Here is a 23,614-nt window from a genome sequence, read left to right on the forward strand (position 1 = left end):
TCAGCTGCGGCCGAGCCCCAGGTAGGTCCAGCCGGCAGCCTTGTAGGCCTCCCGGTCCAGGCAGTTGCGACCGTCGATGACGACCCGTTGCGCCACCTTGCCGCCCAGGGTCTCCGGGTCGAGCTCCCGGAACTCCGGCCACTCCGTCAGGTGCAGGACCGCGTCGGCCCCGTGCACGCACTCCTCGACCGAGTCGCTGTAGTCGAGCGTCGGGAAGATCTTGGCGGCGTTGCCCATCGCCTTGGGGTCGTAGACGCTGACCGAGGCGCCGGCCAGGTGCAGCTGGCCGGCGATGGACAGCGCAGGGGAGTCGCGCACGTCGTCGCTGTTGGGTTTGAACGCCGCACCGAGCACGGCGATGCGACGACCGACCAGGCCGCCGACCTGCCCGCGCACCAGCTCCACGACATGCTCGCGGCGGCGCAGGTTGATGGCGTCGACCTCGGCCAGGAAGGCCACGGAGGCCGCCGCGCCGAGCTCACCGGCGCGGGCGGAGAAGGCGCGGATGTCCTTGGGCAGGCAGCCGCCCCCGAAGCCGACGCCGGCGTTGAGGAACTTGCGGCCGATGCGGTCGTCGTAGCCGATCGCGTCGGCCAGCAGCGTCACGTCGGCTCCGGTGATCTCGCAGATCTCCGACATGGCGTTGATGAACGAGATCTTGGTGGCCAGGAAGGAGTTGGCCGCCACCTTGACCAGCTCGGCGGTCGGCAGGTCCGTGACGACGACCGGTGTCCGGTCCTCCTCGATCGTGCGGGCGTAGACCTCGCGCAGGATCTGCTCGGCGCCCGCGCTCGGCACCCCGAGCACAAGGCGGTCGGGGTGCAGCGTGTCCTGCACGGCGAAGCCCTCGCGCAGGAACTCGGGGTTCCACGCCAGCTCCACGTTCACGCTGTCGGGGGTGAGGGTCTCGATGCGCTCGGCGAGCCGCTCCGCGGTGCCCACCGGCACGGTGGACTTGCCGACGACGAGCGAGCCGTCCTTGAGGTGCGGGATGATCGCGTCGACCGCCGCGTCGACATACGTCATGTCGGCGGCGAGGGAGCTGCCCTGCTGCGGTGTGCCCACACACACGAAGTGGACGTCCGCGTCGGCGACCTCGGCGAAGTCGGTGGTGAAGCGCAGCCGGCCCCCGACGTGCTTCTCCAGCAGCGGCTCGAACTCCGGTTCGTAGAAGGGCATCGTCGCCGCCTGCAGCGAGGCGATCTTGGCCTTGTCGACGTCGACGCCGACCACCTCGAAGCCGAGCTCGGCCATGCCGGCCGCGTGCACGGCGCCCAGATAGCCCGTGCCGATGACGGAGATCCGCATTCTCTCAACCCTTCGACGTCCACGTGTCCGGGACGACGGTACCCCGCGCCGGTGCGTCACCGGCAGTCCGTCAGCGCCCGAGGCGGCGGAGTGTGAGCGGTCTGACAGGGCCCGGTGCTCAGTCCAGTGCCGGGACGCGCCCGACGAGCACCGGTGCCAGGAGGGTGCTGTAGGTGCGCGAGATGTGGCTGTGGTCGTGGTACACGATGACGTCGCCGACCACCGCAGGGCAGGTGCCCTCGGCGCAGAAGGAGGACGTGAGGTCCGCGAGGGTGACGTTGTCGGGCAGGTCGGGCAGCTCGGACGCGGGGTCCACGGCGGCCAGGGTCTGCTCCAGCGGCGTGTCGCAGGCCCGGCTCGTGGCTCCGCGGACGGCGAGGCACTCCACGACGTCGCGGCCCGGGAAAGGGGTGTCCCGCAGCGCCAGCACGGCGATGTCGTGCCCGCCCAGCTCATCCCAGGTGCGCACGAAGGAGGGTGGCACGTGCTCGGGCTCGCCCATGGCCACGGTCGAGGTGGTGACCACCAGGTCGGGCCGCTCGGCGATGATCCGGGCGGTGACGTCCTGGCTCCAGGCGATGCAGGAGCCGACCTCCGCGGAGGCTCCGGTGCGGTCAGGGTCGTGGTGGGCGCCGGTGCGGCAGGAGCTCTTGGTGGCGACGACCAGGCGCCAGCCGTGCTGCTCGGCGACGGCCGCCAGCGCCGGCTGCCAGTGCACCGCGTGACTGCTCCCGACCAGGAACATCGTGCGGTCGGCCGCCTCGTCGCCGAACGTGCAGGTCTCGACGGCCGGCTCGCGCAGGGTCTGGTGGCACCCCAGGTCGTAGGCCGGTGACCGGTCCTGCGCGGCGAAGACGATGCCCGGCGCCGGGTCGTCGGTGTTGTCGGCCCGCAGGTCCTCCAGCCGGGCGCCCTCCCCCGCGGAGCCCGGCCCGGCGCTCGGACCGGTGGGCACCGGACGTGGTGCCGTGGCGTCGGATCGGCTCACCTCGCCGGCAGCCGCCGCCCCGGTGGCGACGAGCACCGCGGCGGCGGTGCCGGCCAGGGTCACCGCCCACGGCCGGCGGCGGTCCAGCGACGTGCTGCGCAGGGGTGTCTCCACCCAGGCCGTCGAGAGGAACGACAGCGCGACCGACGCGGCGATGATGAGCACGCCGGGGAGGAACCCCGCCCGGTCCTGCTGGGTCAGCAGCAGGTAGAACACCAGCAGCGGCCAGTGCCACAGGTAGAGGGCGTAGGACACGGCGCCCAGCCGCACCAGCGGCCTGCTCGAGAGCAGCGAGCTCGCCGACCAGCGTGCCGGGGTGTGGCCGGCCACCAGGATGAGCACGGCTCCGAGCACCGGCCACAGGGCGACCCAGCCGGGGAAGGATGTGCCCACCGACAGCACCATCCCGCAGGAGACGATGAGCAGGAGACCCACCCACCCCAGCACGAACGACAGACGACGGGACAGCTCCGGCAGGGACGCTGCGAAGAGGGCCACCAGGCCGCCGGCACCGAACTCCCACAGACGGGCACCGGTGTGGAAGTAGGCGACCGGCTGGTCCGCGGCGGTGAACCACACCGAGAAGGCGAAGGAGGCGCCGACCGAGAGCACGAGCAGCTGCGCCAGCCGTCGACGGAAGCCTGCCGCCGAGGACACGGTGAGGACGAGCAGGAAGAGCGCGAGCCAGGCCAGGTAGAACTGTCCCTGGATCGACATCGCCCAGTAGTGCTGGACCGGGCTGTTGGTGGCGTCGCGCTGCAGGTAGTCGACCGACTGTGCCGCCAGCAGCCAGTTCTCGGCGTAGAGGGCGGAGCCGGCGATCTCGAGCAGCACGTCCTGACGCCGGGTCACCGGCACCCAGACCATCGTGGCCGCCGCGACCGCGACCAGCACGAGGAGCGCGTTGGGCAGCAGCCGCTTGAGCAGCTGGCCGAGGTAGCGGCCGACCTGCACGCGGCCGGTCCGCTCCACGTGCCCCAGGAGGGAGGTGGTGACCATGAACCCTGCGATGACGAAGAAGACGTCGACGCCGCCGGAGACCCGCCCGAACCAGACGTGGTAGACGGCGACGAGCAGCGCCGCCACAGCGCGGAGCCCCTCGATCTCCCAGCGGAACCGGCGCGGGGTCCCTCCCTGCTCAGCCACGTCTGCGCTCCACGTCCTCACGCTGGTCGCCGTCTGTCCCGGGCACCTGGCGACCCCTGCGGCCGACGCCTCACGATACGCGGTCGGGCGCCGGCGACCCTGTGCGGGCGGACTCTGACAGGATCAGCCGTATGACGCAGCACATCGCCTCGGAACTGGTGGCCAACGTCGCCCAGGTGCACGTGGAGCCCGGGCAGCGGGTCGGGGCCGGGGAGGAGGTCGTCCTCCTGGAGTCCATGAAGATGGAGATCCCCATGCTCGTGGAGGAGGCCGGCACCGTCACCGAGGTGCGGGTGACACCGGGCGACGTCGTGCAGGAGGGTGACGTCCTGGTGGTCATCGACTGACCAGGAGAAGTTCAAGAAGAGGTCAAGAGCGGGCCAGCCGACCGTCAAGGGCAGGAGTGTGACCTGCTACTTCGTGATGTCGCAGGACGCGTTTCCGGAGTTGCCTTGTGGGGCAGGTCACACGGGTCTAGTGTGCGAACTGCGACACCGAGGGGTCCGATGCCGCGACCTGTCCCGTGACCGTGACTGACGACAGGAGATCGAGACGAGAGGTCATCCGAGCCTGCCTGCGCAGTCTCGTCGCGGTGCACCGTTGCGCTGCTGACCTCTGACCCACAAGCGGATGTGGTCGGGCCTACCCGTGGGGCCCGGCCACATCCATGTGTGCGTCCAGGTCACGGACCTGCAGCCAGCGCGCGATCATCGGCACCACCTGCTCGGGCACCTCGAGGTGGTGGAAGTGCCCGGCACCGACCGTCTGGCCCTCGGTGAGGGCGACCCCGGCGTCGCGGGCCACCTCGCCGATCTGCCGCTCGGCGGTGTCGGCGTGGATCACCAGCAGCGGGGTCTCGACCCGGCGCAGCGCCGTCTCGCCGTCGAAGTCGGCGACCGCGCGGGCGGCCCCGGCGGCGACGGCGGGCCGGAAGCGCGCCATGGTCTCGATGACGGCGTGCCGGGCGACCCGGTCGGTGGACAGGAAGAGCCCTTCGGCGAAGCGGGTGCGCCAGGTGCCGGAGTGGTCGCCGGCGACCTCGACCGCAGCCTCCTGCCAGAAGGCCTTGCCGCTGGGGTCGACCACGGGCGCAGGGTCGAGGAGCACGCCGCCGATCGGCGCCTGCGGCCCCGTGTGGTGCGCCGCCAGGGCGGCCAGCACCACCAGGGCACCCATGCTGTGCCCGACCAGGACGGGCGTCTGGGCCAGGGCCTTGCGGCAGACCTGCCAGACGTCGTCGGCGTAGTCCTCGATGCGCACGTCGCGCAGGGCACGGGGCACCGGCTCGCCCATGTCGGCCATCCGGATGCCCCCCACCCCCATCGACCCGTCGTCCTCGACGCGCGAGCTCTCGCCGTGACCGCGCAGGTCGATCTCGAGGATCCGGTGATCGCCGGCGAAGGCCTGCTTGAGCGTGGCCATCGACGAGCTCTCGCAGCACCACCCGTGGACGAGCACCAGGTCGGGGCGCCCGGAGGCGGGCGGTCCCGACACGGCATACCTGACCGCGCCGGCGGGGGTGTGGACAGCGGGCGCCATGAGGCCGATCGTGCCACGTCACCCGGCGCGCACGCGATTGGACCCGTATGCCGTCACGCCGGTATCGTGGCGGGGTTCACCGTTCCGGTCCATGCCCCTGTGGATACACGCTGCAGCCCGTCGTCGGGCGTGGCACCGTGGGGGAGACCGAAGCGGTGGGACGTATCGCAACCCTCCTGTCACGGAGAGACCGTGGCCGCTTGAGACCGAAGGAGGTGGGTTCACGCATGCGTCAGTACGAACTGATGATGATCCTCGACCCCGAGATGGACGAGCGCAACCTTCAGCCCGCGCTGGAGAAGATGCTCGCCGTCGTCGGCAAGGACGGCGGGTCCGTCGACTCCATGGACATCTGGGGTCGTCGCCGGCTGGCCTACGAGATCAAGAAGCAGGCCGAGGGCATCTACGCCGTCGTCACCATGACCGCCGAGTCGGCCACCGCCAAGGAGCTCGACCGACAGCTCGGGCTCAACGAGCAGGTGCTCCGCACCAAGCTTCTGCGCCTCGACGTCTGACGTCCCGGCGCCCGGATCAGACCCCGACCCAAGCGAAGGACTGAGCATGGCAGGCGAAACCCCGATCACGATCGTCGGCAACCTCACTGCAGACCCCGAGCTGCGGTTCACCCCCTCCGGGGCGGCCGTGGCCAACTTCACCGTGGCCTCGACGCCGCGCACCTTCGACCGCCAGGCCAACGAGTGGAAGGACGGCGACACGCTGTTCCTGCGCTGCTCGATCTGGCGTGAGGCTGCGGAGAACGTCGCCGAGTCCCTGCACCGTGGCACCCGCGTGGTCGTCACCGGTCGGCTGGTGCAGCGCTCCTGGGAGTCCCCCGAGGGCGAGAAGCGCACCGTCGTGGAGATGCAGGCCGACGAGGTCGGTCCGTCGCTGAAGTACGCGACCGCCCAGGTCACCAAGGCCCAGCGGGGCGGTGGTGGCGGCGGCTTCGGTGGCGGCGGCCAGCAGTCCGGTGGGTTCGGCGGCCAATCGGCACCCCAGGGTGGCGGCCAAGGCTTCGGCGGCGGTGCCGGCGGTGCCGGCAAGGCGCAGCCCGAGGCCGACCCGTGGGCCACCGGAGGCGGCTCCGGCGGCCAGCAGTCCGGTGGCCAGCAGTCCGGCGGCCAGCAGGGCGGCGGCGGCAACTGGGGCGGTGGCCCGTCCTACGACGAGCCTCCGTTCTGATCCTGGAGACCTGAGCCGGCACCCGCCGGTTCCACCTTTTCGAGAACCACCCCATCCCGAGTGTGATGCTCGGGCTCTCACAGAAGGAGAGCACCACGATGGCCAAGCCCGTTGTGCGCAAGCCCAAGAAGAAGGCGAACCCTCTCAAGGCCGCCAAGATCGAGTCCATCGACTACAAGGACACCGCGCTGCTGCGCAAGTTCATCTCCGACCGCGGCAAGATCCGCGCCCGCCGGGTGACCGGGGTGTCGGTGCAGGAGCAGCGTCGCATCGCCAACGCGGTCAAGAACGCCCGCGAGATGGCGCTGCTGCCCTACTCCAGCTCGGCCCGCTGAGCGACTCGACAGCAGACACCGAGAGGACACCATGAAGATCATCCTGACCCAGCCCGTGAGCGGGCTCGGCGTGGCCGGTGACGTCGTCGACGTCAAGGACGGCTACGCCCGCAACTACCTGCTGCCCCGCAAGTTGGCCACCCCGTGGACCAAGGGCGGCCAGAAGCAGGTCGACGCGATCACCTCGGCCCGCACCAAGCGTGCGAAGCACAACGAGGAGGAGGCCAAGGCCGCCAAGGCGCGCCTGGAGTCCGAGCCCGTCGTCGTCTCCGCGCGCGCCGGGACCGGTGGTCGGCTCTTCGGCGCCGTCACGTCCACCGAGATCGCCCACGCGATCCACGAGACCGGTGGCCCTGAGGTCGACCGTCGCCGGATCGAGGTCCCGACCCCGATCCGCTCCGTCGGCTCGCACACCGCCCACGTGCGGCTGCACGACGACGTCGCCGCCACGGTGACCGTCGAGGTCGTCAGCGCCTGAGCGGCTGACGCAGCACCGCACACAGCAGGGCCCGCCGGGATCTCCCGGCGGGCCCTGCTGCATTCGCGTTGCTCGGGGTTGTGCACCCTGACCGTCGCGTTGCAAGGGTTTTCGCACCCTTCTCGTCACGTTGCTCGGGGTTCTGCCCCCTCTGCGCTGCTACGGGTGTGCAGAAGGGGCTGCCGGTGACCTTTTCTGCACACCTCAAGGTCCAGACGCCCTGCACCTCAGCGCCCAGACGCCGCCGTCACGTCGGGATCAGCACGTTGGCGAAGATCTGCCAGGCGAGCACGCTCTTGGCCACCAGGCTCAGCACGATGTAGGTGCGCTCGCCCACAAGGTAGTTGCGCCACTTGCCGACCTGGGCGAACTGCAGCCACTGGTTGACCGCGAAGCTGTTGAAGAAGACGAACAGGCTCACGATGATGCCGTAGACGAAGGCCGGGGGCCCGGCGTCCAGCTGGCTGACGTTGACGGCCAGGTAGATGCCGAGGGCCAGCCACGGGCCGGCGCCGGCGACGCACCCGAACCAGAAGGGCGACCACCAGGCCTTGCTTCCCCGGTCGGGGCGGCCGTCCGGGCCGTGCATGAGGCCGTTGTTGCCGACCTCCATGAGCCAGCCGAAGAGGATCATCGAGATGTTGGCGAACGCGATGCCGATGAGGGCCGCGAGGTCGGTGATGCCGGTGACCAGGCAGATCATCAGGATCATCAGGGTCGAGGAGATGGAGTACTCCACCCACCTGAACCGGTTGCGCCCTTTGCTCAGCTCGTCGACGTAGCGGGGGAAGCCCCACGGCGAGGCGATGAGGAAGTGGAAGAACGCCGACAGGAAGAGGAACGACGCGGTGCCGATCGCCAGCGGCACGTCGAACACCGAGTTGACCACGCCCTCCGACAGCGGGGTGCCGGGCGGGCCGCCCAGGGCGATCGTGGAGACCTCCAGGCTGAAGTCGTTGCTGAGGGCCACCATGGCGCCACCGGACACCAGGTGGAGCACGCCCATCGCGAGGTTGAACCGGCGAAGGGAGGTGGCCGTGCGGTCGGTGACGGCCACGGACGGGGTATGCAGCTCAAGGGGCAAGGTGCTCATGACCAGCAGTCTCGCAACAGTGAGGAGGATCCGGGGGCCCGCCACGCTGAGGACGGGCCACCCGGACCAACGGTGTTGACCGCCGGTGCGCTCAGGCGACGTCCGCGCGGTCGCCCGACACCACGCCCTCGCGGGCCTCGATCTCGCGCACCAGCGGGATGACCTCACGGCCGAACCGCTCGAGGTCCTCGCGCACGTGCAGGAAGCCCAGGAGCAGCAGGTCTACACCCCGGCGCCGGTAGTCGACGACCCGTCGGGCCACCTGCTCGGGGGTGCCGACGAGCCCGGTGCGGAACCCGTCGTTGTACTGCACCAGGTCGGCGAACTGCGAGTCCGCCCACATGCCCTTCCGGTCGGCGGTGGCCTGGCCCGCCTGTCTCACCGCTGTGCCGAAGTCGTTGACCTTCGCCACGTCGGCCTTGGCGATGATCTCCTCCACGACCTCACGGGCCTGTGCCTCGGTGTCGCGCACGACGGCGAAGCCGTTGAGCCCGAAGCGCACCCGCCTCCCGTGCTGGGCGGCCCGCTCGCTGACGTCGACGACCTGCTCCCGGGCGCCGTCGAGGGAGGTGCCGTTCATGAGGTACCAGTCGGACAGACGACCGGCCATCGCCCGGGCCGCGGTGGAGTTGCCGCCCTGGAAGAGCTCCGGGCTCTGCGCGGGCTGCGGCCGGAAGGTCACGTCGCGGGTGCGGTAGAAGTCGCCCCGGTAGGTGAGATCGTCGGTGCCCCACAGGCCACGCAGCACCTCGATGAACTCCTCCGCGCGGCGGTAGCGCTCCTCGTGGTCCAGCCACGGCAGGCCGAGGTCGGTGTACTCCTTCTTGAACCATCCGGAGACGACGTTGAGGCAGAACCGGTCGTCGTGCAGCGCCTGCGCGGTGGCCCCCAGCTTGGCCAGCACGGCCGGGGGCCACTGCCCGGGGTGGACTGCGGCGATGACCTTCAGCCGTGCTGTCGCCGACAGCAGGCCGAGGGAGAAGGAGACCGACTCGTGCTGGGCGTCGGCACCGTAGGACGCGAGGTAGCGCACCTGGGTGAGCGCGTAGTCGAAGCCCACCGACTCGGCCGTCCGGGCCACGTCGACGTTGTAGGCGGGGGAGTGGTCCGTGCGCTGCTCGACGGTCGAGACGACGAGGCCGCCGGAGACGTTGGGGACCCAGTAGGCGAAGCGGACGGGCTCCGGGGTGAGCGAGGGCGTGGCGGTGGCTGTGGTCATGGTCAGGCTCCGACCACCGAGGTCAGCGGGGTGAACCGGCCGGCGTGGTGCACCAGCGGGTGGGGCAGGTCGGCACGGGTGGCGGTGTGCTCGACGCGGGCGAGCGCGATGAAGCTGTCGCCGGCGTCGAGGAGGTCCTCGACGCGGGTCACCAGCCGGGTCGCGGCGTCGCGGACCACGGGGAGCCCGTGGTCGTCCCACCCCCAGGCCCCGTCGTCGACGAAGCGCCGGTTGCGGTCCCCGGCGAAGCGCGCGGCGAGCCCGTCCTGGCCGGCGGACAGCAGGTGCAGCGCCGCCCGACGCGTGCGGGCCAGGGTGACCAGCGAGGACGAGTCCTTGGAGATGTTGAAGGACACCAGTGGCGGGCTGACCGACACCGAGATGACGGAGATGGCGGTGAAGCCCACCGGACCCCTCGGGCCCGAGCCGGTCACCACCCAGGTGCTGGCGGCAGCACGCCGGAAGGCGGCACGCAGGTCGACGTGGGGTGGCGGCAGGGTGGACGTGGGCAGGGTGGGTGGGGACATGGGTGGCTCCTGAAGCTCGAGCAGGCACGGAGGTCGAGGCGCACGGCTGCGCAGCGACCGGATGGTCGGGTACGCCGTGCAGAGGGTGTGAGCGAAGGTGGCCGTCAGGCGTCAGCAGGGACAGGCCGTGACGGCCCGGCGCATCAGGTCGACCGTGCGGCGGTGGTGTGGCGTGTGCACTGCTCCTCCATCGGTCCTGGCGTGAGCACCTGCCCGGCGGGGTGGTTGCTGCGGCGTCGCGGAGCCAGGTCTCTCAGCCGCTCTGGATGGGTGGCAGCAGTTGACCACAGGATCTTCGGACATGTCAACAGAGAGGAGCCCGCAGATGCAGATTCCGCACGCTAGTCGCCCCTGTCTGTGGGTCCCGACGGGTGACCTAGACTTGCCGACACCGCCCACCTGGCTTCCGCCCCCGCGGATCGTGGGTCGAGGGCACCCGCGTGCGGGTCCTCCTCGGCTCCCGGCCCCCGACCCGAGGAGACGGCCGTGCTCGCCTTCGTGACCGCACACGCAGTGGCCGCCCTGGTGGCGCCCTGGCTGGTGCGAGCCGTGGGGCCGCGGGCGTTCCTGGGGCTGGCGGCCGTGCCGGCGGTCACCGCGGTGTGGGCCCTCACGCGCACCGGCGCCGCCGGGGGTGCGGAGCCCCCGACGCAGGTCGTCGGCTGGGTCGACCAGCTGGGCATCGACCTGGCCTTCCGGCTGGACACTCTCGCGTGGCTGATGACGCTCATCGTCTGCGGCATCGGCGCCATGGTCCTGCTCTACTGCTCCCGCTACTTCGCCGACGGCGACCGTGCCGAGCGTGGGGACATCGGGCGCTTCGCGGCATACCTGACCGCGTTCGCAGGAGCGATGCTGGGGCTGGTCACCACCGACGACCTGCTCACGCTCTACGTCTTCTGGGAGCTCACCACCGTCCTGTCCTACCTGCTCATCGGCTACCACTCCGAGAGCAAGGCGAGCAGGGGAGCCGCCAAGCAGTCGCTGATCGTGACGATCTTCGGCGGACTGGCGATGCTGGTGGGCATCGTGCTCATCGGGCAGCAGCACGGGACCTACCGGACCAGCGAGGTCCTGGCGCAGCCCGAGACCGGCACCCCCGTCGTGGTGGGCGTCGTGCTGCTCCTGGTCGGGGCGGTCACGAAGTCGGCCCTCGTGCCCTTCCACTTCTGGCTGCCCGCGGCGATGGCGGCGCCCACCCCGGTCAGCGCCTACCTGCACGCCGCGGCGATGGTGAAGGCCGGCATCTACCTCGTGGCGCGCTTCGCGCCGGCGTATGCCGACCTGCCGGTCTGGCAGGTCACCGTCCTGGTCCTCGGGGCGGCGACGATGCTGCTCGGTGCCTGGCGTGCCCTGCGGCAGTGCGACCTGAAGCTGCTGCTGGCCTACGGCACCGTGAGCCAGCTGGGCTTCCTCGTCGTGCTCGTCGGCACCGGCACGCGGGAGGCGGCCCTGGCCGGCACCGCCCTGCTGGTGGCGCATGCCCTGTTCAAGTCGACCCTCTTCCTGACCGTCGGCACCATCGACCACGCCGCAGGCACCCGTGACCTGCGCGACCTGGACGGCCTCGGCCGTCGGCTGCCGTGGCTGGCCGGTGGGGCGGGCGCCGCCGCGGTCTCGATGGCCGGGCTGCCGCCGCTGCTGGGGTTCGCCGGCAAGGAGGCGGCCTACGAGGCATTCCTGCACCCGGAGGTCTGGCTCTCGCTCGAGGGCGCGACCCTGGGGGTGCTCGTGCTCGGCTCCGTCTTCACGCTGGCATACAGCGCCCGCTTCCTGTGGGGTGCCTTCGGCCCGGCCCAGCGCACCCCTCGGGGGGCCGGCGGTGACTGGCACGAGCCTGCTCCGGTGCTGGTGGCGGTGCCGGTGGCGCTCGGTGTGTCCGGCCTGGTGCTCGGTCCGCTCGCCCCCTTGCTGGAGGAGGTCCTGCTGCCGTATGCCGCGCAGTGGCCCGAGGGTGCCTACCCGGTCAGCCTGGCCGTCTGGCACGGGGTCAACCCGGCCCTGCTCCTGTCCGTGCTCACCTGGCTCGCCGGGGCAGCGCTCTTCCTCGCCCGTGAGCCGGTCGCGACCTTCCAGGCGCGGGTGCCCCGGGTGGTCGACGCGGGGCGGGGCTACCAGCGCATCGTGCACGGGGTCGACCGGGGAGCACTCGAGGTCACCGGCGCCTTCCAGCGGGGCTCGCTGCCCAAGCTGCTCGGCATCATCCTGAGCGTCCTCGTGGCGCTGCTGGGCGCCCAGCTGCTGCGCGGGGTGACCTGGCCGAGCGAGGTCCGCTGGGCCGACACGACCGGCCAGGTCGGCGTCGCGGTGCTCGTCGTCATCGCCGCGGTCGCCGCGGTGCGTGCGCGTCGCCGCTTCCGGGCGGTCTTCCTGCTCGGGGTGACCGGCTACGGCACCGCCATGCTCTTCCTCCTGCACGGCGCGCCGGACCTGGCGCTGACCCAGGTGCTCGTGGAGACGGTGAGCCTGGTGGTCTTCGTGCTGGTGCTGCGCCGGCTCTCCGGCAAGTTCCCCGACGACCCGAGCGTCCTCAACCGCCGGATGCGGGCCGTCCTGGGCGTCGCCGTCGGCCTGGTGGTCGCCGGTGCCGCCCTCACCGCGTCCGCGGTGCGCTTCCGGCCCCCGGCGGCCGAGGGGCTGCTGGAGACGGCCAAGAGCTACGGGGGTGGTGACAACATCGTCAACGTCATCCTCGTCGACGTCCGCGCCTGGGACACGATGGGTGAGCTGTCGGTCGTCCTGGCGGCCGCGACCGGCGTGGCGAGCCTGGTCTTCCTGCGTCAGGACGCCGTCGTGCGCGTGCGCCGCCAGCTCCAGGACTCCTGGCGCACCCGCACCCACCTCGGGCCGTCCGGCGACGGGAGCCGCATGTGGCTGGCCGCCGGCCCCCAGCTCGAGCCCCGGCGTCGCTCGACCATCTTCGAGGTGGTCACCCGCCTGGTCTTCCACACCGTCGTGCTCTGGTCGCTCTACCTGCTCTTCAGCGGGCACAACAACCCCGGTGGCGGTTTCGCCGCCGGCCTGGTCTGCGGCCTGGCTCTCGCGCTGCGCTACCTCGCCGGCCGGGGCTACGAGCTGCGGCTGGCCGCCCCGGTGATGCCGGGTCTGCTGCTCGGGGCGGGGCTCTTCATCGCAGCCGGAGCGGCGCTGCTGCCCATGCTCTTCGGCTACCAGCCGCTACGCACCTTCATCGTCGACGTGGAGGTCCCCGTGCTCGGCAACGTCCACCTGGTCACCTCGCTGCTCTTCGACGTCGGGGTCTACCTCGTCGTCATCGGCCTGGTCCTCGACATCCTGCGCAGCCTCGGCTCGGCGCTGGACGACCAGATCGCGGCGGAGGAGGTGCGGTGAGCCCCAACATCACGTATGTCGTCGTCGCCGCCGTGCTCGTCGGGTGCGGGGTCTACCTGCTGCTGTCCCGCTCGGTCATCAGGGCGCTCGTCGGCTTCCTGCTGATGAGCAACGGCGTCAACGTGCTGTTCCTCGTCGCCTCGGGCCCCGCGGGGGAGGTGCCCATCCTCGGCGAGGGTGACGGCGGCCCGATCGCCGACCCGGTGCCACAGGCCCTCGTGCTCACCGCGATCGTCATCACGCTGGCGATGACCGCCTTCGTGCTGGCGCTGGCACACCGTGCCTGGCAGCTGGGGGGCACCGACCTGCTCGACGACGACCCCGAGTCGGCCCGCATCCACCGCAAGGCCGAGGCCAACGACACCAGTGACGACGAGACCGTGCAGGAGGCGGTCGACTCTATCGCCGCCGGCTTCGCCGACGAGGAGACGGGGGAGGAGCGTCGATGACGGCCTTCACCTGGCTCGTGCCCATGGTCGTCGTGCTGCCCCTCGTCGGCGCCGGGGTCACCCTGGCCGCTGCCGGACGCACCCAGGTGCAGCGCGCCGTGAGCCTCACCGTGCTCACGCTCGTGCTGGTCACCGCCGGCGTCCTGCTCTACGCCGCGGACCGCGAGGGACCCCAGGTGGTGGCCGTCGGGGGCTGGGCACCGACCGAGGGCATCGTGCTGGTCGTCGACCGCCTGGCCGCGCTGATGGTCATCGTCTCGGTCGTCGTGACGATGGGCGTGCTGCTCTACTCCATCGGCCAGGGTCGCTCGTCGTTCGACCGGGAGGACGACGGCCAGTCGCCGCTGCCGGTCTTCCACCCGACCCTGCTGGTCCTCATCGCCGGGGTGGCAACGACCTTCGTCTCCGGCGACCTGTTCCACATCTACGTCGGCTTCGAGATGCTGCTGGCGGCGAGCTTCGTGCTGCTCACCCTCGGGGGCACGGCGTCCCGGGTGCAGGCCGGCATCACCTACGTCTTCGTCAGCCTGCTGTCCTCCCTGGTCTTCCTCGCCGCCATCGCGCTGGTCTACGCCGCGACCGGCACCGTCAACCTGGCCCTGCTGGCGACCCGCATCCAGGAGATCCCGCACAGCACCACGGTGGTGCTGCACCTGCTCCTGCTGGTGGGCTTCTGCACCAAGGCCGCGGTCTTCCCGATGTCGGGGTGGCTGCCCGACTCCTACCCCACGGCACCCGCACCGGTGACCGCCGTGTTCGCCGGCCTGCTCACGAAGGTCGGCATCTACGCGCTCATCCGCACCGAGACGCTGCTCTTCCCCGGCAACAGCCTCAACACCCTTCTCCTGTGGGCCGCGCTGGCCACCATGGTCGTGGGCATCCTGGGAGCCGTGGTGCAGGACGACATCAAGCGGATGCTGTCGTTCACCCTGGTGAGCCACATCGGCTTCCTCGTGTTCGGCATCGCGCTGGGCTCGCAGGCGGGGCTGTCGGCGGCGATCTTCTACACGATGCACCACATCACCATCCAGACGACCCTCTTCCTCGTCACCGGCCTGGTCGAGCGGGTCGGGGGCACGACGGCGGCCAGCCGGCTCGGCGGGCTCGCCCGGGTGTCGCCGCTGCTGGCGCTGCTCTTCTTCGTGCCGGCTCTCAACCTCGCCGGCATCCCGCCGTTCTCCGGGTTCCTGGGCAAGGTGGGCCTGATCCAGGCCGGGGTGGACGAGGGCACCTGGCTCGCCTACCTGCTGGTCGCGGGCAGCGTCGTGACGAGCCTGCTCACCCTGTATGCCATCGCCCGGGTCTGGGGCCGCGCGTTCTGGGGGCAGAGCGAGGAGGGGCTGACCGGGGCCGGTCCGCTGCGCGGTGGCCACCACGTGGCCCTGTCGACGGGCCTGGTGGTGCCCACGGTCGCGCTGGTGGCGGTGGGCCTGGGACTCACCGTCGTCGCGGGGCCGCTGTTCGAGGTCACCTCCCGCGCCGCTCTCGACCTGCTGGTGCGCACCCCGTACCTCTTCGCCGTGCTCGGCCCGGAGCTGGGGGTGGGACTGTGAGACGGGTGCTGGCTCGCATCCAGTGGACCGCCGCGCTGTGGCTGACGGCCGTCTGGGTGCTGCTGTGGGGCAACGTCAGCTGGGCCAACGTGCTCGCCGGCGCGGCCCTGGCCGTCTTCGTCCTCGTCGTCTTCCCGCTGCCCTCGCTGGCGGTGGGGGTGGCGGTGCGCCCGGTGGCCCTGGTGGTGCTGTTCAGCCGCTTCTTCGCCGACATGGCGACGGCCTCGGTGCAGGTGGCGTGGCGGGCCCTCGGCCCCGGCCCGCCGGTGCGCGGGCTGGTGGTCGACATGCACCTGCGCAGCCGCAACGAGCTGTTCCAGACCATTACTGCAGAGATGGTGGCGCTCGTGCCCGGCAGCATCGTCATCGACCTCGAGCCCTCGAGCGGCACGCTCACCCTGCACGTCTTCGACGTCGGCACCCGCAAGGAGGCCGAACGCACCCGACGCCGGGTGCTCGCTCAGGAGGCTCGGGTGCTGCGGGCGCTCGACCCCGACCCCGACGCCTGGCTCGACCCGCGACGGCGGCGACAGGCCCAGGCCCCCCAGGACCCCCGAGGTGCCCCATGACGACCGTGCTGACCTGGCTGACCGGTGCTCTGCTCACCGCGTCGGCGCTGCTGACCCTCATCCGCATCATCATCGGTCCGAGCGTCCTCGACCGCGTGGTGGCGACCGACGTGCTGGTCTCCATCGTGGTCTGCAGCCTCGGGGCCCAGGTGGCGCTCAACCCCGGCTCGGCGACTTTGCCGATCCTGATCTCGCTGTCGCTGGTGGGCTTCATGGGGTCGGTGGCCGTGGCCCGCTTCGTCGCCCGTGACCGAGACTTCCCCGTCGAGCACGCGCCGGAGGAGCAGCGATGAGCTGGACCGAGGTCGCCGACGCCCTAGGGCTGGTCCTCATCGTGGCCAGCGCAGTGCTCTGCCTGGCCGCGTCGGTCGGGCTGCTGCGCTTCCCCGACCTGCTCACCCGGATGCACGCCGCCACCAAGCCCCAGGTGCTTGGCGTCATCCTGGTGCTCATCGGCATCGGGCTGCGCAGCCGCGACTGGCTCGACATCGGCATGCTCGTGCTCATCGGGGTCTTCCAGATGATGACGATCCCGGTCGGCGGGCACATGGTCGGCCGCGCCGGCTTCCGCACCGGTCAGGTGGCCCCGACCGACATCCACCTGGGGCCGTCCGCCGAGTACGACACCCACCGCGAGACCCCCGGCACGTCCTGACGACCGTGCGTCACCGGGTGGCGCCGGTGACCAGCCAGGCGTCCCCGTGCGCTCGCCAGGACAGGCCGGCCGCCCGCAGCGCCATGAAGCCGGTGAAGGCCACCCACAGCCAGACCAGCCCTGTCGTGCCGCCCACACCGGAGAGGTGGACGGCGGCCAGCATCGGGAGGTAGCCGACCAGGCAGACGACCTGTGCGGCGGCCAGCCAGGTCGCGTCGCCGGCCCCGATGAGCACCCCGTCGAGCACGAAGGCGACGCCGGCCACCGGCTGGCCGAGGGCGACCACGAGCAGGGCGGCCGCGAGGGCGGTGCGCACCTCCGGGTCACTGGAGAAGCCGAGCGGGACGAGGCGGTGCAGCGCGACGAGGAGCAGGGTCAGCACCAGGCCGAACCACCCCCCCCAGCGCACCATCGTCGCAGTGGCCGCACGCGCCCCGGCGACGTCGGAGGCCCCGAGGGCCTTGCCCGTGATCGCCTGCCCTGCGATGGCGAGGGCGTCGAGGGCGAAGGCGAGCGAGCTCCATACGGTCATCGACACCTGGAAGGCAGCGAGCTGCGGGTCGCCGAGGTCGGCGGCCACCCAGGTCGTCGCCACCAGCGCTGCGCGCAGAGCCAGGGTGCGCACGAGCAGCGGGATGCCGCCCAGGGCGGCGGTGAGCACACCGCCGGGGTGGAAGCTGAGGGGGGCCTGGTGCAGGCGTGCCCCGCGCAGCACGACCAGACCCAGGGCGAGCGCCATCCCGGTCTGGGCCAGCACGGTGCCCCAGGCGGCGCCCGCGATGCCCAGGCCCACGCCGTGCACGAGGGCCAGGGAGAGGACGGCGTTGGCGGTGAACCCGACCACGGCCACGACCAGCGGGGTGCGGGTGTCCTGCAGCCCGCGCAGCACGCCGGTCGCCGCCAGCACCACGAGCATGGGGGGTATGCCGTAGGCGGAGATACGCAGGTAGGTCTCGGCCTCGGCGGTCGCGGCGCCCGAGGCACCGAAGAGGCCGACGATCGGGCCGGCCAGCAGCGCGGTGAGGACGGTCGTGACGACGCCCAGCAGGAGGGCGAGCCAGATGCCGTCGATGCCGGAGGCCAGGGCCGAGCGCAGGTCCCCGGCGCCCAGTCGCCGGGCCACCACGGACGTCGTGCCGTAGGCCAGGAAGACGAAGATGTTGACGGCGGTGAGCAGCACCGCGCTGGCGACACCCAGCCCGGCCAGGGACGTGGTGCCGAGGTGTCCGATGATCGCGCTGTCGGCGAGCAGGAAGAGCGGCTCGGCCACCAGCGCGAGGAACGCGGGCACCGCGAGCCGCAGGATCTCGCGCCGGTGCCCGGGGTCGGGCACCGGCGGCGAGTCCGTGGCGTCGGCGGGGCCGGTCACCCGGCGCTCATCCGGCGTCCTGCTGATGCTCCCCGGACTCGATGCGCTGCTGTCCCTGTCGGTGGCTGACGCTGATCTTGCGCGGCTTGGCCTCCTCGGCGACCGGGATCACCAGCGTGAGCACACCGTCGGTGTACTCCGCCTCGATGCGGTCGGTCGCCACGCCGTGCCCGAGCGTGAGCTGCCGCGCGAAGGTGCCCGAGGGGCGCTCGCGGGAGAGCCACTGCAGGTCCTCGCCCTGCCGGGCGGCGCGCTCGGCGCGGATGGTCAGCGTGTGGTCCTCGACGTCCACGTCGATGGACGAGGGGTCGACGCCGGGCAGGTCGATGTGCGCGACGAACTGCTCGTTGTGGCGGTAGAGGTCCATCGGCATGGGGGCTGCCGCAGGGGTGCGCATCGCGTCGCTCAGCAGCCTGTCCATCTCGCCGAAGGGGTTGAATCGGGTGGTGGCCATCAGGTTCCTCCTCACCTGGTCCGTCTGTCGTGTCGGCGAGGGTGCCTAGCACTCTCATACATAGAGTGCTAAGCCGGGACAGGTTTCGTCAAGTCGGGTGGGACGGGTGGGGACAACTTCTTTCCACACACAGGCAGTGGACGGCATCGGCGCAGGTCAGACGGGTTGTGTGACGCAAGTTCCTCGACTGTCCACAGGTCTGTGCACAGGGTGTGCATAGTCGTGCACAGCCGCGTGCACACGCGGTGCACAGGCCCGTCCACAGGACCGTTTGGGGCATCACGGCCGCAGCCGTACGGTGAGGCACCCGGGTCTGTCGGACGTCGGTGCTGGACTGTGGACATCCCGCAGACGCTGGTGGGTCCCGTGGCCTGGAGAGGAGTCGGTGCGTGTCGCTGAGCGAGCTGGAGCAGGCCTACGGACCCGTCCCGGAGGCCCCCGGGGAGGACCGCCTCCCGCCGCAGGACGTCGCCGCCGAGCAGAGCGCGATCGGCAGCATGCTGCTGTCGAAGGACGCGATCGGTGAGTGCTCCGAGATCCTGCAGTCGGTCGACTTCTACCGGCCGGCGCACGAGACGATCCACGAGGCCGTCGTCGACCTCTACTCCCGAGGTGAGCCGGTCGACGCGATCACCGTGGGTGACGAGCTCTCGAAGCGGGGCGACCTGCAGCGGATCGGCGGCACGGCATACCTGCACCAGCTCATCGCCTCGGTGCCCACCGCCGCCAACGCCTCCTACTACGCCCAGATCATCGCGGAGCGCGCGATGCTGCGGCGCCTGGTGGAGGCGGGCACCCGCATCGTGCAGATGGGCTATGCCCAGGGCGGCGGCGACGTCGAGGAGATCGTCAACTCCGCGCAGGCCGAGATCTACAGCGTGGCCGACCGACGCAAGGGCGAGGACTACCACGCCCTGTCGTCGCTGCTCGAGCCCACGATGGACGAGATCGAGCTCAACCATGCCTCGACCGGTGAGATGGTCGGCGTGCCCACCGGCTTCACCAGCCTCGACGAGCTCACCAACGGCCTGCACCCGGGGCAGATGATCATCGTCGCCGCGAGGCCGGCGGTGGGCAAGTCCACCTTCGCGCTGGACATCGCCCGTGCGGCCGCCATCAGGCACCAGATGCCGACCGTGGTCTTCTCGCTCGAGATGAGCCGCACGGAGATCACGATGCGTCTGCTGTCGGCCGAGTCCGAGATCCCACTGCAGGCGATGCGCAAGGGCAAGCTCGAGGACCGTCACTGGACCAAGCTGGCCGAGACCCAGGGTCGCCTGCACGAGATGCCGTTGTTCATCGACGACAGCCCCAACATGGCGCTGATGGAGATCCGGGCCAAGTGCCGGCGGCTCAAGCAGCGCAACAACCTCAAGCTGGTCATCGTCGACTACCTGCAGCTGATGAGCTCGGGCAAGCGCGTCGAGTCGCGCCAGCAGGAGGTCGCCGAGTTCTCGCGTGCCCTCAAGCTGCTCGCCAAGGAGCTCGAGGTCCCGGTCATCGCCCTGTCCCAGCTCAACCGTGGGCCGGAGCAGCGCACGGACAAGAAGCCGCAGATGTCCGACCTACGCGAAAGTGGCTCGATCGAGCAGGATGCCGACGTTGTGATCCTGCTGCACCGGGAGTCGATGTACGAGCGAGAGTCTCCCCGTGAGGGTGAGGCCGACGTGATCGTGGCCAAGCACAGGAACGGCCCCACGGACACGCTGGTCGTGGCGTTCCAGGGGCACTACAGCCGGTTCACGAACATGGCGACGAACTTCTGAGCACGGTCGAGTGGCAGGCGACGGTGGCGGGCCTCCCGGCACGACCCGGTGGCCAGAGTCGCGGGATGTGGGGGCGGCGCGCTAGGTCGGTCGAGCTTCGAGCGCGTCGAGGACCAGGTCGAGGCCGTAGTCGAACTCACTGCTGCAGTCGTAGCCCGGCTGCAGAGCGTGGTCGACGACCAGCTCCCTCAGGTGCGGGAGCTCGTGCGCAGGCAGGTGCTCAAGGATGCCACCGGCCACCTCCTGGAGGTCGTCCAGCGGGGACCCGGCCTTCCGCAGGACGCCGAGCAGGGCATCGTGGTGGAGCGTCGCCGGTCCCGGACTGCGGCGGGAGTCCATGAGCTCCAGCGCCCACCTGTGCTTGGCCAGGACAGCCCGGGTGGACCGCGCGCGCACCCGCGTCGCCTCGCGACACTCGAGACCGTCGGCCGGCAGCGGGATCGCGGTGAAGACCGGGTCGACCACGCCGTCGACCATCGCCTCCTTGTTGGGGACGTGGTGGTAGAGCGACATCGCCTCGACGTCCAGCTCCTGCGCCACCCGTCGTATCGTGATCGCCTTCACGCCGCCTCGGTCCGCCACCTGGGTCGCAGCCCTCAGGACGCGGTCCCTGCTGAGGCGCTTGTAAGGTTCTCGGCGTAGCGCCGTCGGCAGGCCGTTCACCGCGCGACGCCTTTCGGTGCGAAGGAGACGACCATGCCGATGCCCAGGTGGTGGGGGCAGATCAACAAGCGGGTGTTCAACCCGCGCGCCATCGCCGGGGGGAGGTGGCCGGTGCTCATGCACGTCGGTCGCACCTCCGGCACCGTCTACCAGACTCCGCTCGACGCGCACCCGGTCGAGGGCGGCTACGTCTTCGTCCTGGTCTACGGGTCGGGCTCCGACTGGGTGCAGAACGTCATGGCGGCCGGCGGCGCACGGCTTCGCGTCGAGGGCGAGGAGGTGGAGCTCACCGCACCACGCCTCATCGGGGAGGACGAGGCGTTTCACGACCTGGCGGACGAGGTGCCACGCCTACCGCGGGTGCTGCGGATCACCGAGTTCCTCCGGATGGACCTGGTCGCGGCCTGAGCGACGGCGCCGACCACCGAGCGCAGCGGGGTAGGGGACCTACAGACTCGGTGGGCCGCCGCCGGCAGGTCCTCAGCGCTGTTCGCGGAAGGCGTCGACCGCCCAGAGCGTGGCGAGCGCGAGTCCGGGGTGCACGCCGTCGGCGACGTCGAGGGTGTAGGCGTCGCGCACGGTGAGGAACTTCTGGGAGATGGTCGCGACCACGGCGCCGTCGGAGGTGATCGTGTAGTCCTTCTCGATGAGGTTGCCCTCCAGGAGCCACTCCCTGCCGTCGGCGAGCGTGATCACCATCTTGCTCTTCAGGGGGGAGATCTTCGCCTTGATGGTGGCGACCTCGTTGCCGTCGGCGTCGGCGACCGTGATCCTCTTCGGGATGCCCAGCAGACGGCCTTTGAGCCGGTGCGTCACCGTACCGGAGGCGTCCTGGACCTCGGCGGCGGGCCGGGGCCCGAACTTGCCGTCGACGAACCAGGCGCGCTGCCCGTCGGGGCCGAGAGCCTCGAAGTCCCGGTCCACGCCGAACTTGCTCTTCACCATGAAGCGGGTCATACCGCCGGGGGCAGTGCTCATGGGCTCATGCTCCCACGTCGGGCCCGCACACGGGAGGCCTCCGCCCCTACAGATGTCCAGGTGGGAGAGTGTGAGGCGACGGGTCGGCGCGGACGAGCCCTCAGCTGCGTGCCGCAAGGACCTCGGCGCCGGGTCCCGTGAGTTCGCCGACGCCGCACGGCCGCCCGGAGGTCGCCAGCAGCAACGCGATGGCGCTGCCGCGCACCGCCGGGCCCTCGCCGATGTGCTGGTCGACGTCCGAGGGGCACAGCCGCAGACCGTGGACCCGTTCCCTGCCACCCCCGATGCCGGCACCTGTGCGCGCCAGGTAGGACAGGGCGGTCATGACGTGCTCGGAGGGGTAGGTCGCGGCGATCCCCAGGGGGCGGCGGATGTCCTCACCGTGGACGTAGGCCTCAACCAGCCGGGTGGCCGGTGAGGCCGGTGGTGTGTCCGTGCGTCGTGTCACGGCCCGGAACGCTGCCAGGGTCTGCTGCGGGTCGCTGGCCCGGTGTCGTCTCACTCCCTGGTCGTTGGCCCTGTCGAAGTCGAAACGCGCGGAGACCATCTGACGCACGAAGCCCACTCGGGTCGTCGTCGCCGAGTCCACCAGGTGCGCGAGGGCATCGTGGACCGACCAGCCTGGGCACAGCGACCCGGTGGACCACTGCTCACCCGTGAGGCCCTCCAGGTCACCCACCAGCAGGCGTCGCTCGTCGTGCACGGCCTCCCACACGGCAGTGCGGTCGCGTCCGGTCACGGCGACGAGGTGTCGAGCTCGGCAGCGATCTGCTCGGCCCACAGCCTGATGGCCTCCCAGTCCCGGAAGTCGCCGCTCGGGAAGCTCTCGCGTGCTGCGGGCATATGGCGGGTCAGCCGTTCGCCGATGCCGATCGGTGGTGCCTCGGGGTCGTAGGCGCCGAAGAAGACCTGCTCACCGCGTGGCTTCAGCAGCTCGGTGAGCTCCTCGAGCTCCTTGGGCCGAGTCGCCACGAGGACGTCGTTGCCCTCGGGGTCGACGCGGTCGGTGCCGAGCGGTCCGCTGCTGAACAGCCAGACCGGCCGGGAGGACAGCTCGGCCCGGTGCTTCTTGGCGAAGCGCACGGCGGGTGTGAGCCAGTGGAACATGTATGCCGCTCCGCCGAGGACGACCGCGTCGTACTCCTCGAGGCGCCCGACCTCCTCGACGGACCTGGCCTCTGCCGTCAGGCCGCGGTCGGCCAGGGTGGCGGCGATGTGTTCGGCGATCCCGGCAGTCGCACCGTGCCGGGTGGCGTAGGCCACGAGGACTCTCATGGGTTCTCCCTCTTCCGTGTGTGGGGTGACGGGTGTGATGTCGTCCGCGTTCTCCCACGGCGACGAACAGGACTCCCCAGGTCCTGGTGGCGGTCCCGCCGAGGAGGCCGAGGGACCCAGGGGCGCCGGGGAGGAGCGAGGACGAGGCCCCGACGGTGACTGCGCCGAGCCCGGCGCCAGGAAGCAGGACGGGCCGCCGGCCCGGGCGGCGCTGAGCAGCACGGCTGCGGAGCCGAACCCCACCGCCGTGACGAGCAGGGTCAGTCCCGCCTCCGCGAGGCTCCACGTGCTGCGCGGGGGCAGGAGCCCTGGCGGCTGCGGATGCAGGGCCCAGAGCACGGACGCCGCTGCGGCCAGCACCGCACCCCCGGCCAACGGCTCCACCCGGCCGCCCAGCAACCCGCACACGGTGAGGGGCAACGAAGCCCGCACCGGTCATCGCGCCGAGCGCGAAGAAGCTGAGATCGCCCACCGACGTGGTCTCGGTGTCGTCCGGATCCACCCCCCACAACGACAGCGTCAGGACCGTGACACCGACGAAGAGGGGCCAGGTGAGGGCCGACCAGAGCACCCAGGCCACGCGGGCCGGTCGTCGACGGTCGAGCTGTGCCTCCACCTGCCACCCCCGCTCCGCAATCCGGCGTGAGCCGTGGCCTCCCCCGCCGTTTCTCACGCTAGCAGGAAGGCCGGCTGCGCAGGGGCGGTCGTGCTGTGGTC

Annotated in this window: 25 protein-coding genes and 1 riboswitch; of the genes, 13 read left to right on the forward strand and 12 right to left on the reverse strand. The window is 71.2% G+C overall.

From position 1 onward, the window contains the following. Together LVO85_RS09190 and LVO85_RS17035 are read right to left on the reverse strand one after the other, a co-directional pair. Positions 1-1,308, reverse strand: coding sequence for a UDP-glucose dehydrogenase family protein (locus LVO85_RS09190; RefSeq protein ID WP_232747126.1), 1,308 nt, complete (start codon positions 1,306-1,308; stop codon positions 1-3). A gap of 118 nt (positions 1,309-1,426) precedes the next feature. Then, a complete protein-coding gene (locus tag LVO85_RS17035; protein ID WP_232747127.1) occupies positions 1,427-3,442 on the reverse strand; it encodes an acyltransferase family protein in 2,016 nt (671 codons plus the stop codon). A gap of 131 nt (positions 3,443-3,573) precedes the next feature. Between LVO85_RS17035 and LVO85_RS09200 the strand changes: the two genes are divergently transcribed. Then, positions 3,574-3,789, forward strand: coding sequence for a biotin/lipoyl-binding carrier protein (locus LVO85_RS09200; RefSeq protein ID WP_232747128.1), 216 nt, complete (start codon positions 3,574-3,576; stop codon positions 3,787-3,789). 295 nt (positions 3,790-4,084) lie between these two features. On the opposite strand, the gene LVO85_RS09205 is transcribed toward LVO85_RS09200, so the two are convergent. After that, positions 4,085-4,981 carry an alpha/beta fold hydrolase gene (locus LVO85_RS09205; protein WP_232747129.1) on the reverse strand — a complete coding sequence of 299 codons (897 nt, stop codon included), beginning with the start codon at positions 4,979-4,981 and terminating at the stop codon, positions 4,085-4,087. A 227-nt stretch (positions 4,982-5,208) separates the two neighbouring features. Here LVO85_RS09205 and rpsF point away from each other — a divergent pair, with 227 nt between their 5' ends. From rpsF to rplI, 4 genes are all read left to right on the forward strand, one after another. Further along, positions 5,209-5,496 (forward strand): 30S ribosomal protein S6, encoded by a 288-nt coding sequence (rpsF, locus tag LVO85_RS09210; RefSeq protein ID WP_232747130.1) that lies wholly within the window; start codon positions 5,209-5,211, stop codon positions 5,494-5,496. Positions 5,497-5,542: 46 nt separating this feature from the next. Beyond that, on the forward strand, positions 5,543-6,163 hold the full coding sequence (locus tag LVO85_RS09215) for a single-stranded DNA-binding protein (RefSeq protein WP_232747131.1): 621 nt from the start codon (positions 5,543-5,545) through the stop codon (positions 6,161-6,163). Positions 6,164-6,261: 98 nt separating this feature from the next. Further along, entirely contained in the window at positions 6,262-6,498 is a 237-nt protein-coding gene (gene rpsR / locus LVO85_RS09220; protein ID WP_232747132.1) for a 30S ribosomal protein S18, read from the forward strand. 31 nt (positions 6,499-6,529) lie between these two features. Beyond that, entirely contained in the window at positions 6,530-6,976 is a 447-nt protein-coding gene (gene rplI / locus LVO85_RS09225) for a 50S ribosomal protein L9 (RefSeq protein ID WP_232747133.1), read from the forward strand. A gap of 247 nt (positions 6,977-7,223) precedes the next feature. Here rplI and heR read toward each other — a convergent pair whose 3' ends face one another. From heR to LVO85_RS09240, 3 genes are all read right to left on the reverse strand, one after another. Further along, complete coding sequence (gene heR, locus LVO85_RS09230; protein WP_232747134.1) at positions 7,224-8,069, reverse strand: heliorhodopsin HeR; 846 nt, start codon at positions 8,067-8,069, stop codon at positions 7,224-7,226. A 91-nt stretch (positions 8,070-8,160) separates the two neighbouring features. Continuing rightward, positions 8,161-9,288, reverse strand: a complete 1,128-nt coding sequence (gene sfnG, locus LVO85_RS09235) for a dimethylsulfone monooxygenase SfnG (RefSeq protein ID WP_232747135.1) — start codon at positions 9,286-9,288, stop codon at positions 8,161-8,163. Positions 9,289-9,290: 2 nt separating this feature from the next. Beyond that, entirely contained in the window at positions 9,291-9,815 is a 525-nt protein-coding gene (locus LVO85_RS09240; RefSeq protein WP_232747136.1) for a flavin reductase family protein, read from the reverse strand. 184 nt (positions 9,816-9,999) lie between these two features. After that, positions 10,000-10,088, reverse strand: a riboswitch (SAM riboswitch). Between the two features lie 213 nt (positions 10,089-10,301). On the opposite strand from LVO85_RS09240, the gene LVO85_RS09245 reads away from it, so the two are divergent. Genes LVO85_RS09245 through mnhG form a run of 6 tightly spaced genes read left to right on the forward strand, consistent with a single transcriptional unit; the run spans position 10,302 to position 16,392 of the window. Next, the gene (locus tag LVO85_RS09245; protein ID WP_232747137.1) at positions 10,302-13,166 is read left to right on the forward strand and encodes a Na+/H+ antiporter subunit A; all 2,865 of its coding nucleotides are present in this window, start codon (positions 10,302-10,304) and stop codon (positions 13,164-13,166) included. Continuing rightward, positions 13,163-13,615 (forward strand): Na(+)/H(+) antiporter subunit C, encoded by a 453-nt coding sequence (locus LVO85_RS09250; RefSeq protein ID WP_232747138.1) that lies wholly within the window; start codon positions 13,163-13,165, stop codon positions 13,613-13,615. The genes LVO85_RS09245 and LVO85_RS09250 overlap by 4 nt, the downstream gene beginning before the upstream one ends. Beyond that, entirely contained in the window at positions 13,612-15,168 is a 1,557-nt protein-coding gene (locus tag LVO85_RS09255; protein ID WP_232747139.1) for a Na+/H+ antiporter subunit D, read from the forward strand. The genes LVO85_RS09250 and LVO85_RS09255 overlap by 4 nt, the downstream gene beginning before the upstream one ends. Continuing rightward, positions 15,165-15,737, forward strand: a complete 573-nt coding sequence (locus tag LVO85_RS09260) for a Na+/H+ antiporter subunit E (protein WP_232747140.1) — start codon at positions 15,165-15,167, stop codon at positions 15,735-15,737. The genes LVO85_RS09255 and LVO85_RS09260 overlap by 4 nt, the downstream gene beginning before the upstream one ends. After that, on the forward strand, positions 15,734-16,030 hold the full coding sequence (locus LVO85_RS09265) for a monovalent cation/H+ antiporter complex subunit F (RefSeq protein WP_232747141.1): 297 nt from the start codon (positions 15,734-15,736) through the stop codon (positions 16,028-16,030). The genes LVO85_RS09260 and LVO85_RS09265 overlap by 4 nt, the downstream gene beginning before the upstream one ends. Continuing rightward, the gene (gene mnhG, locus LVO85_RS09270) at positions 16,027-16,392 is read left to right on the forward strand and encodes a monovalent cation/H(+) antiporter subunit G (protein WP_232747142.1); all 366 of its coding nucleotides are present in this window, start codon (positions 16,027-16,029) and stop codon (positions 16,390-16,392) included. The genes LVO85_RS09265 and mnhG overlap by 4 nt, the downstream gene beginning before the upstream one ends. Positions 16,393-16,402: 10 nt before the next feature. Here mnhG and LVO85_RS09275 read toward each other — a convergent pair whose 3' ends face one another. Together LVO85_RS09275 and LVO85_RS09280 are read right to left on the reverse strand one after the other, a co-directional pair. Further along, complete coding sequence (locus tag LVO85_RS09275; RefSeq protein WP_232747143.1) at positions 16,403-17,761, reverse strand: MATE family efflux transporter; 1,359 nt, start codon at positions 17,759-17,761, stop codon at positions 16,403-16,405. A 7-nt stretch (positions 17,762-17,768) separates the two neighbouring features. After that, positions 17,769-18,215 carry an Hsp20/alpha crystallin family protein gene (locus LVO85_RS09280; RefSeq protein WP_232747144.1) on the reverse strand — a complete coding sequence of 149 codons (447 nt, stop codon included), beginning with the start codon at positions 18,213-18,215 and terminating at the stop codon, positions 17,769-17,771. Positions 18,216-18,604: 389 nt separating this feature from the next. Here LVO85_RS09280 and dnaB point away from each other — a divergent pair, with 389 nt between their 5' ends. Next, positions 18,605-19,981 (forward strand): replicative DNA helicase, encoded by a 1,377-nt coding sequence (dnaB, locus tag LVO85_RS09285; protein WP_232747145.1) that lies wholly within the window; start codon positions 18,605-18,607, stop codon positions 19,979-19,981. A gap of 81 nt (positions 19,982-20,062) precedes the next feature. Here the strand turns inward: dnaB and LVO85_RS09290 are convergent, their stop codons facing one another. Next, entirely contained in the window at positions 20,063-20,644 is a 582-nt protein-coding gene (locus LVO85_RS09290) for a TetR/AcrR family transcriptional regulator (RefSeq protein WP_332875423.1), read from the reverse strand. A gap of 33 nt (positions 20,645-20,677) precedes the next feature. Between LVO85_RS09290 and LVO85_RS09295 the strand changes: the two genes are divergently transcribed. Continuing rightward, entirely contained in the window at positions 20,678-21,052 is a 375-nt protein-coding gene (locus LVO85_RS09295; RefSeq protein WP_232747147.1) for a nitroreductase family deazaflavin-dependent oxidoreductase, read from the forward strand. Between the two features lie 72 nt (positions 21,053-21,124). Here the strand turns inward: LVO85_RS09295 and LVO85_RS09300 are convergent, their stop codons facing one another. The 3 genes from LVO85_RS09300 to LVO85_RS09310 form a co-directional block, all read right to left on the reverse strand. Further along, positions 21,125-21,622 carry an LURP-one-related/scramblase family protein gene (locus tag LVO85_RS09300; protein ID WP_232747148.1) on the reverse strand — a complete coding sequence of 166 codons (498 nt, stop codon included), beginning with the start codon at positions 21,620-21,622 and terminating at the stop codon, positions 21,125-21,127. 100 nt (positions 21,623-21,722) lie between these two features. Further along, positions 21,723-22,361 carry a maleylpyruvate isomerase family mycothiol-dependent enzyme gene (locus LVO85_RS09305; RefSeq protein WP_232747149.1) on the reverse strand — a complete coding sequence of 213 codons (639 nt, stop codon included), beginning with the start codon at positions 22,359-22,361 and terminating at the stop codon, positions 21,723-21,725. Next, positions 22,358-22,897 carry a flavodoxin domain-containing protein gene (locus tag LVO85_RS09310; RefSeq protein ID WP_232747150.1) on the reverse strand — a complete coding sequence of 180 codons (540 nt, stop codon included), beginning with the start codon at positions 22,895-22,897 and terminating at the stop codon, positions 22,358-22,360. The genes LVO85_RS09305 and LVO85_RS09310 overlap by 4 nt, the downstream gene beginning before the upstream one ends. Positions 22,898-23,614 lie beyond the last annotated feature (717 nt).

It is taken from the genome of Ornithinimicrobium sediminis, assembly GCF_021272345.1.
Classification (GTDB): Bacteria; Actinomycetota; Actinomycetes; order Actinomycetales; family Dermatophilaceae; genus Ornithinicoccus; species Ornithinicoccus sediminis_B.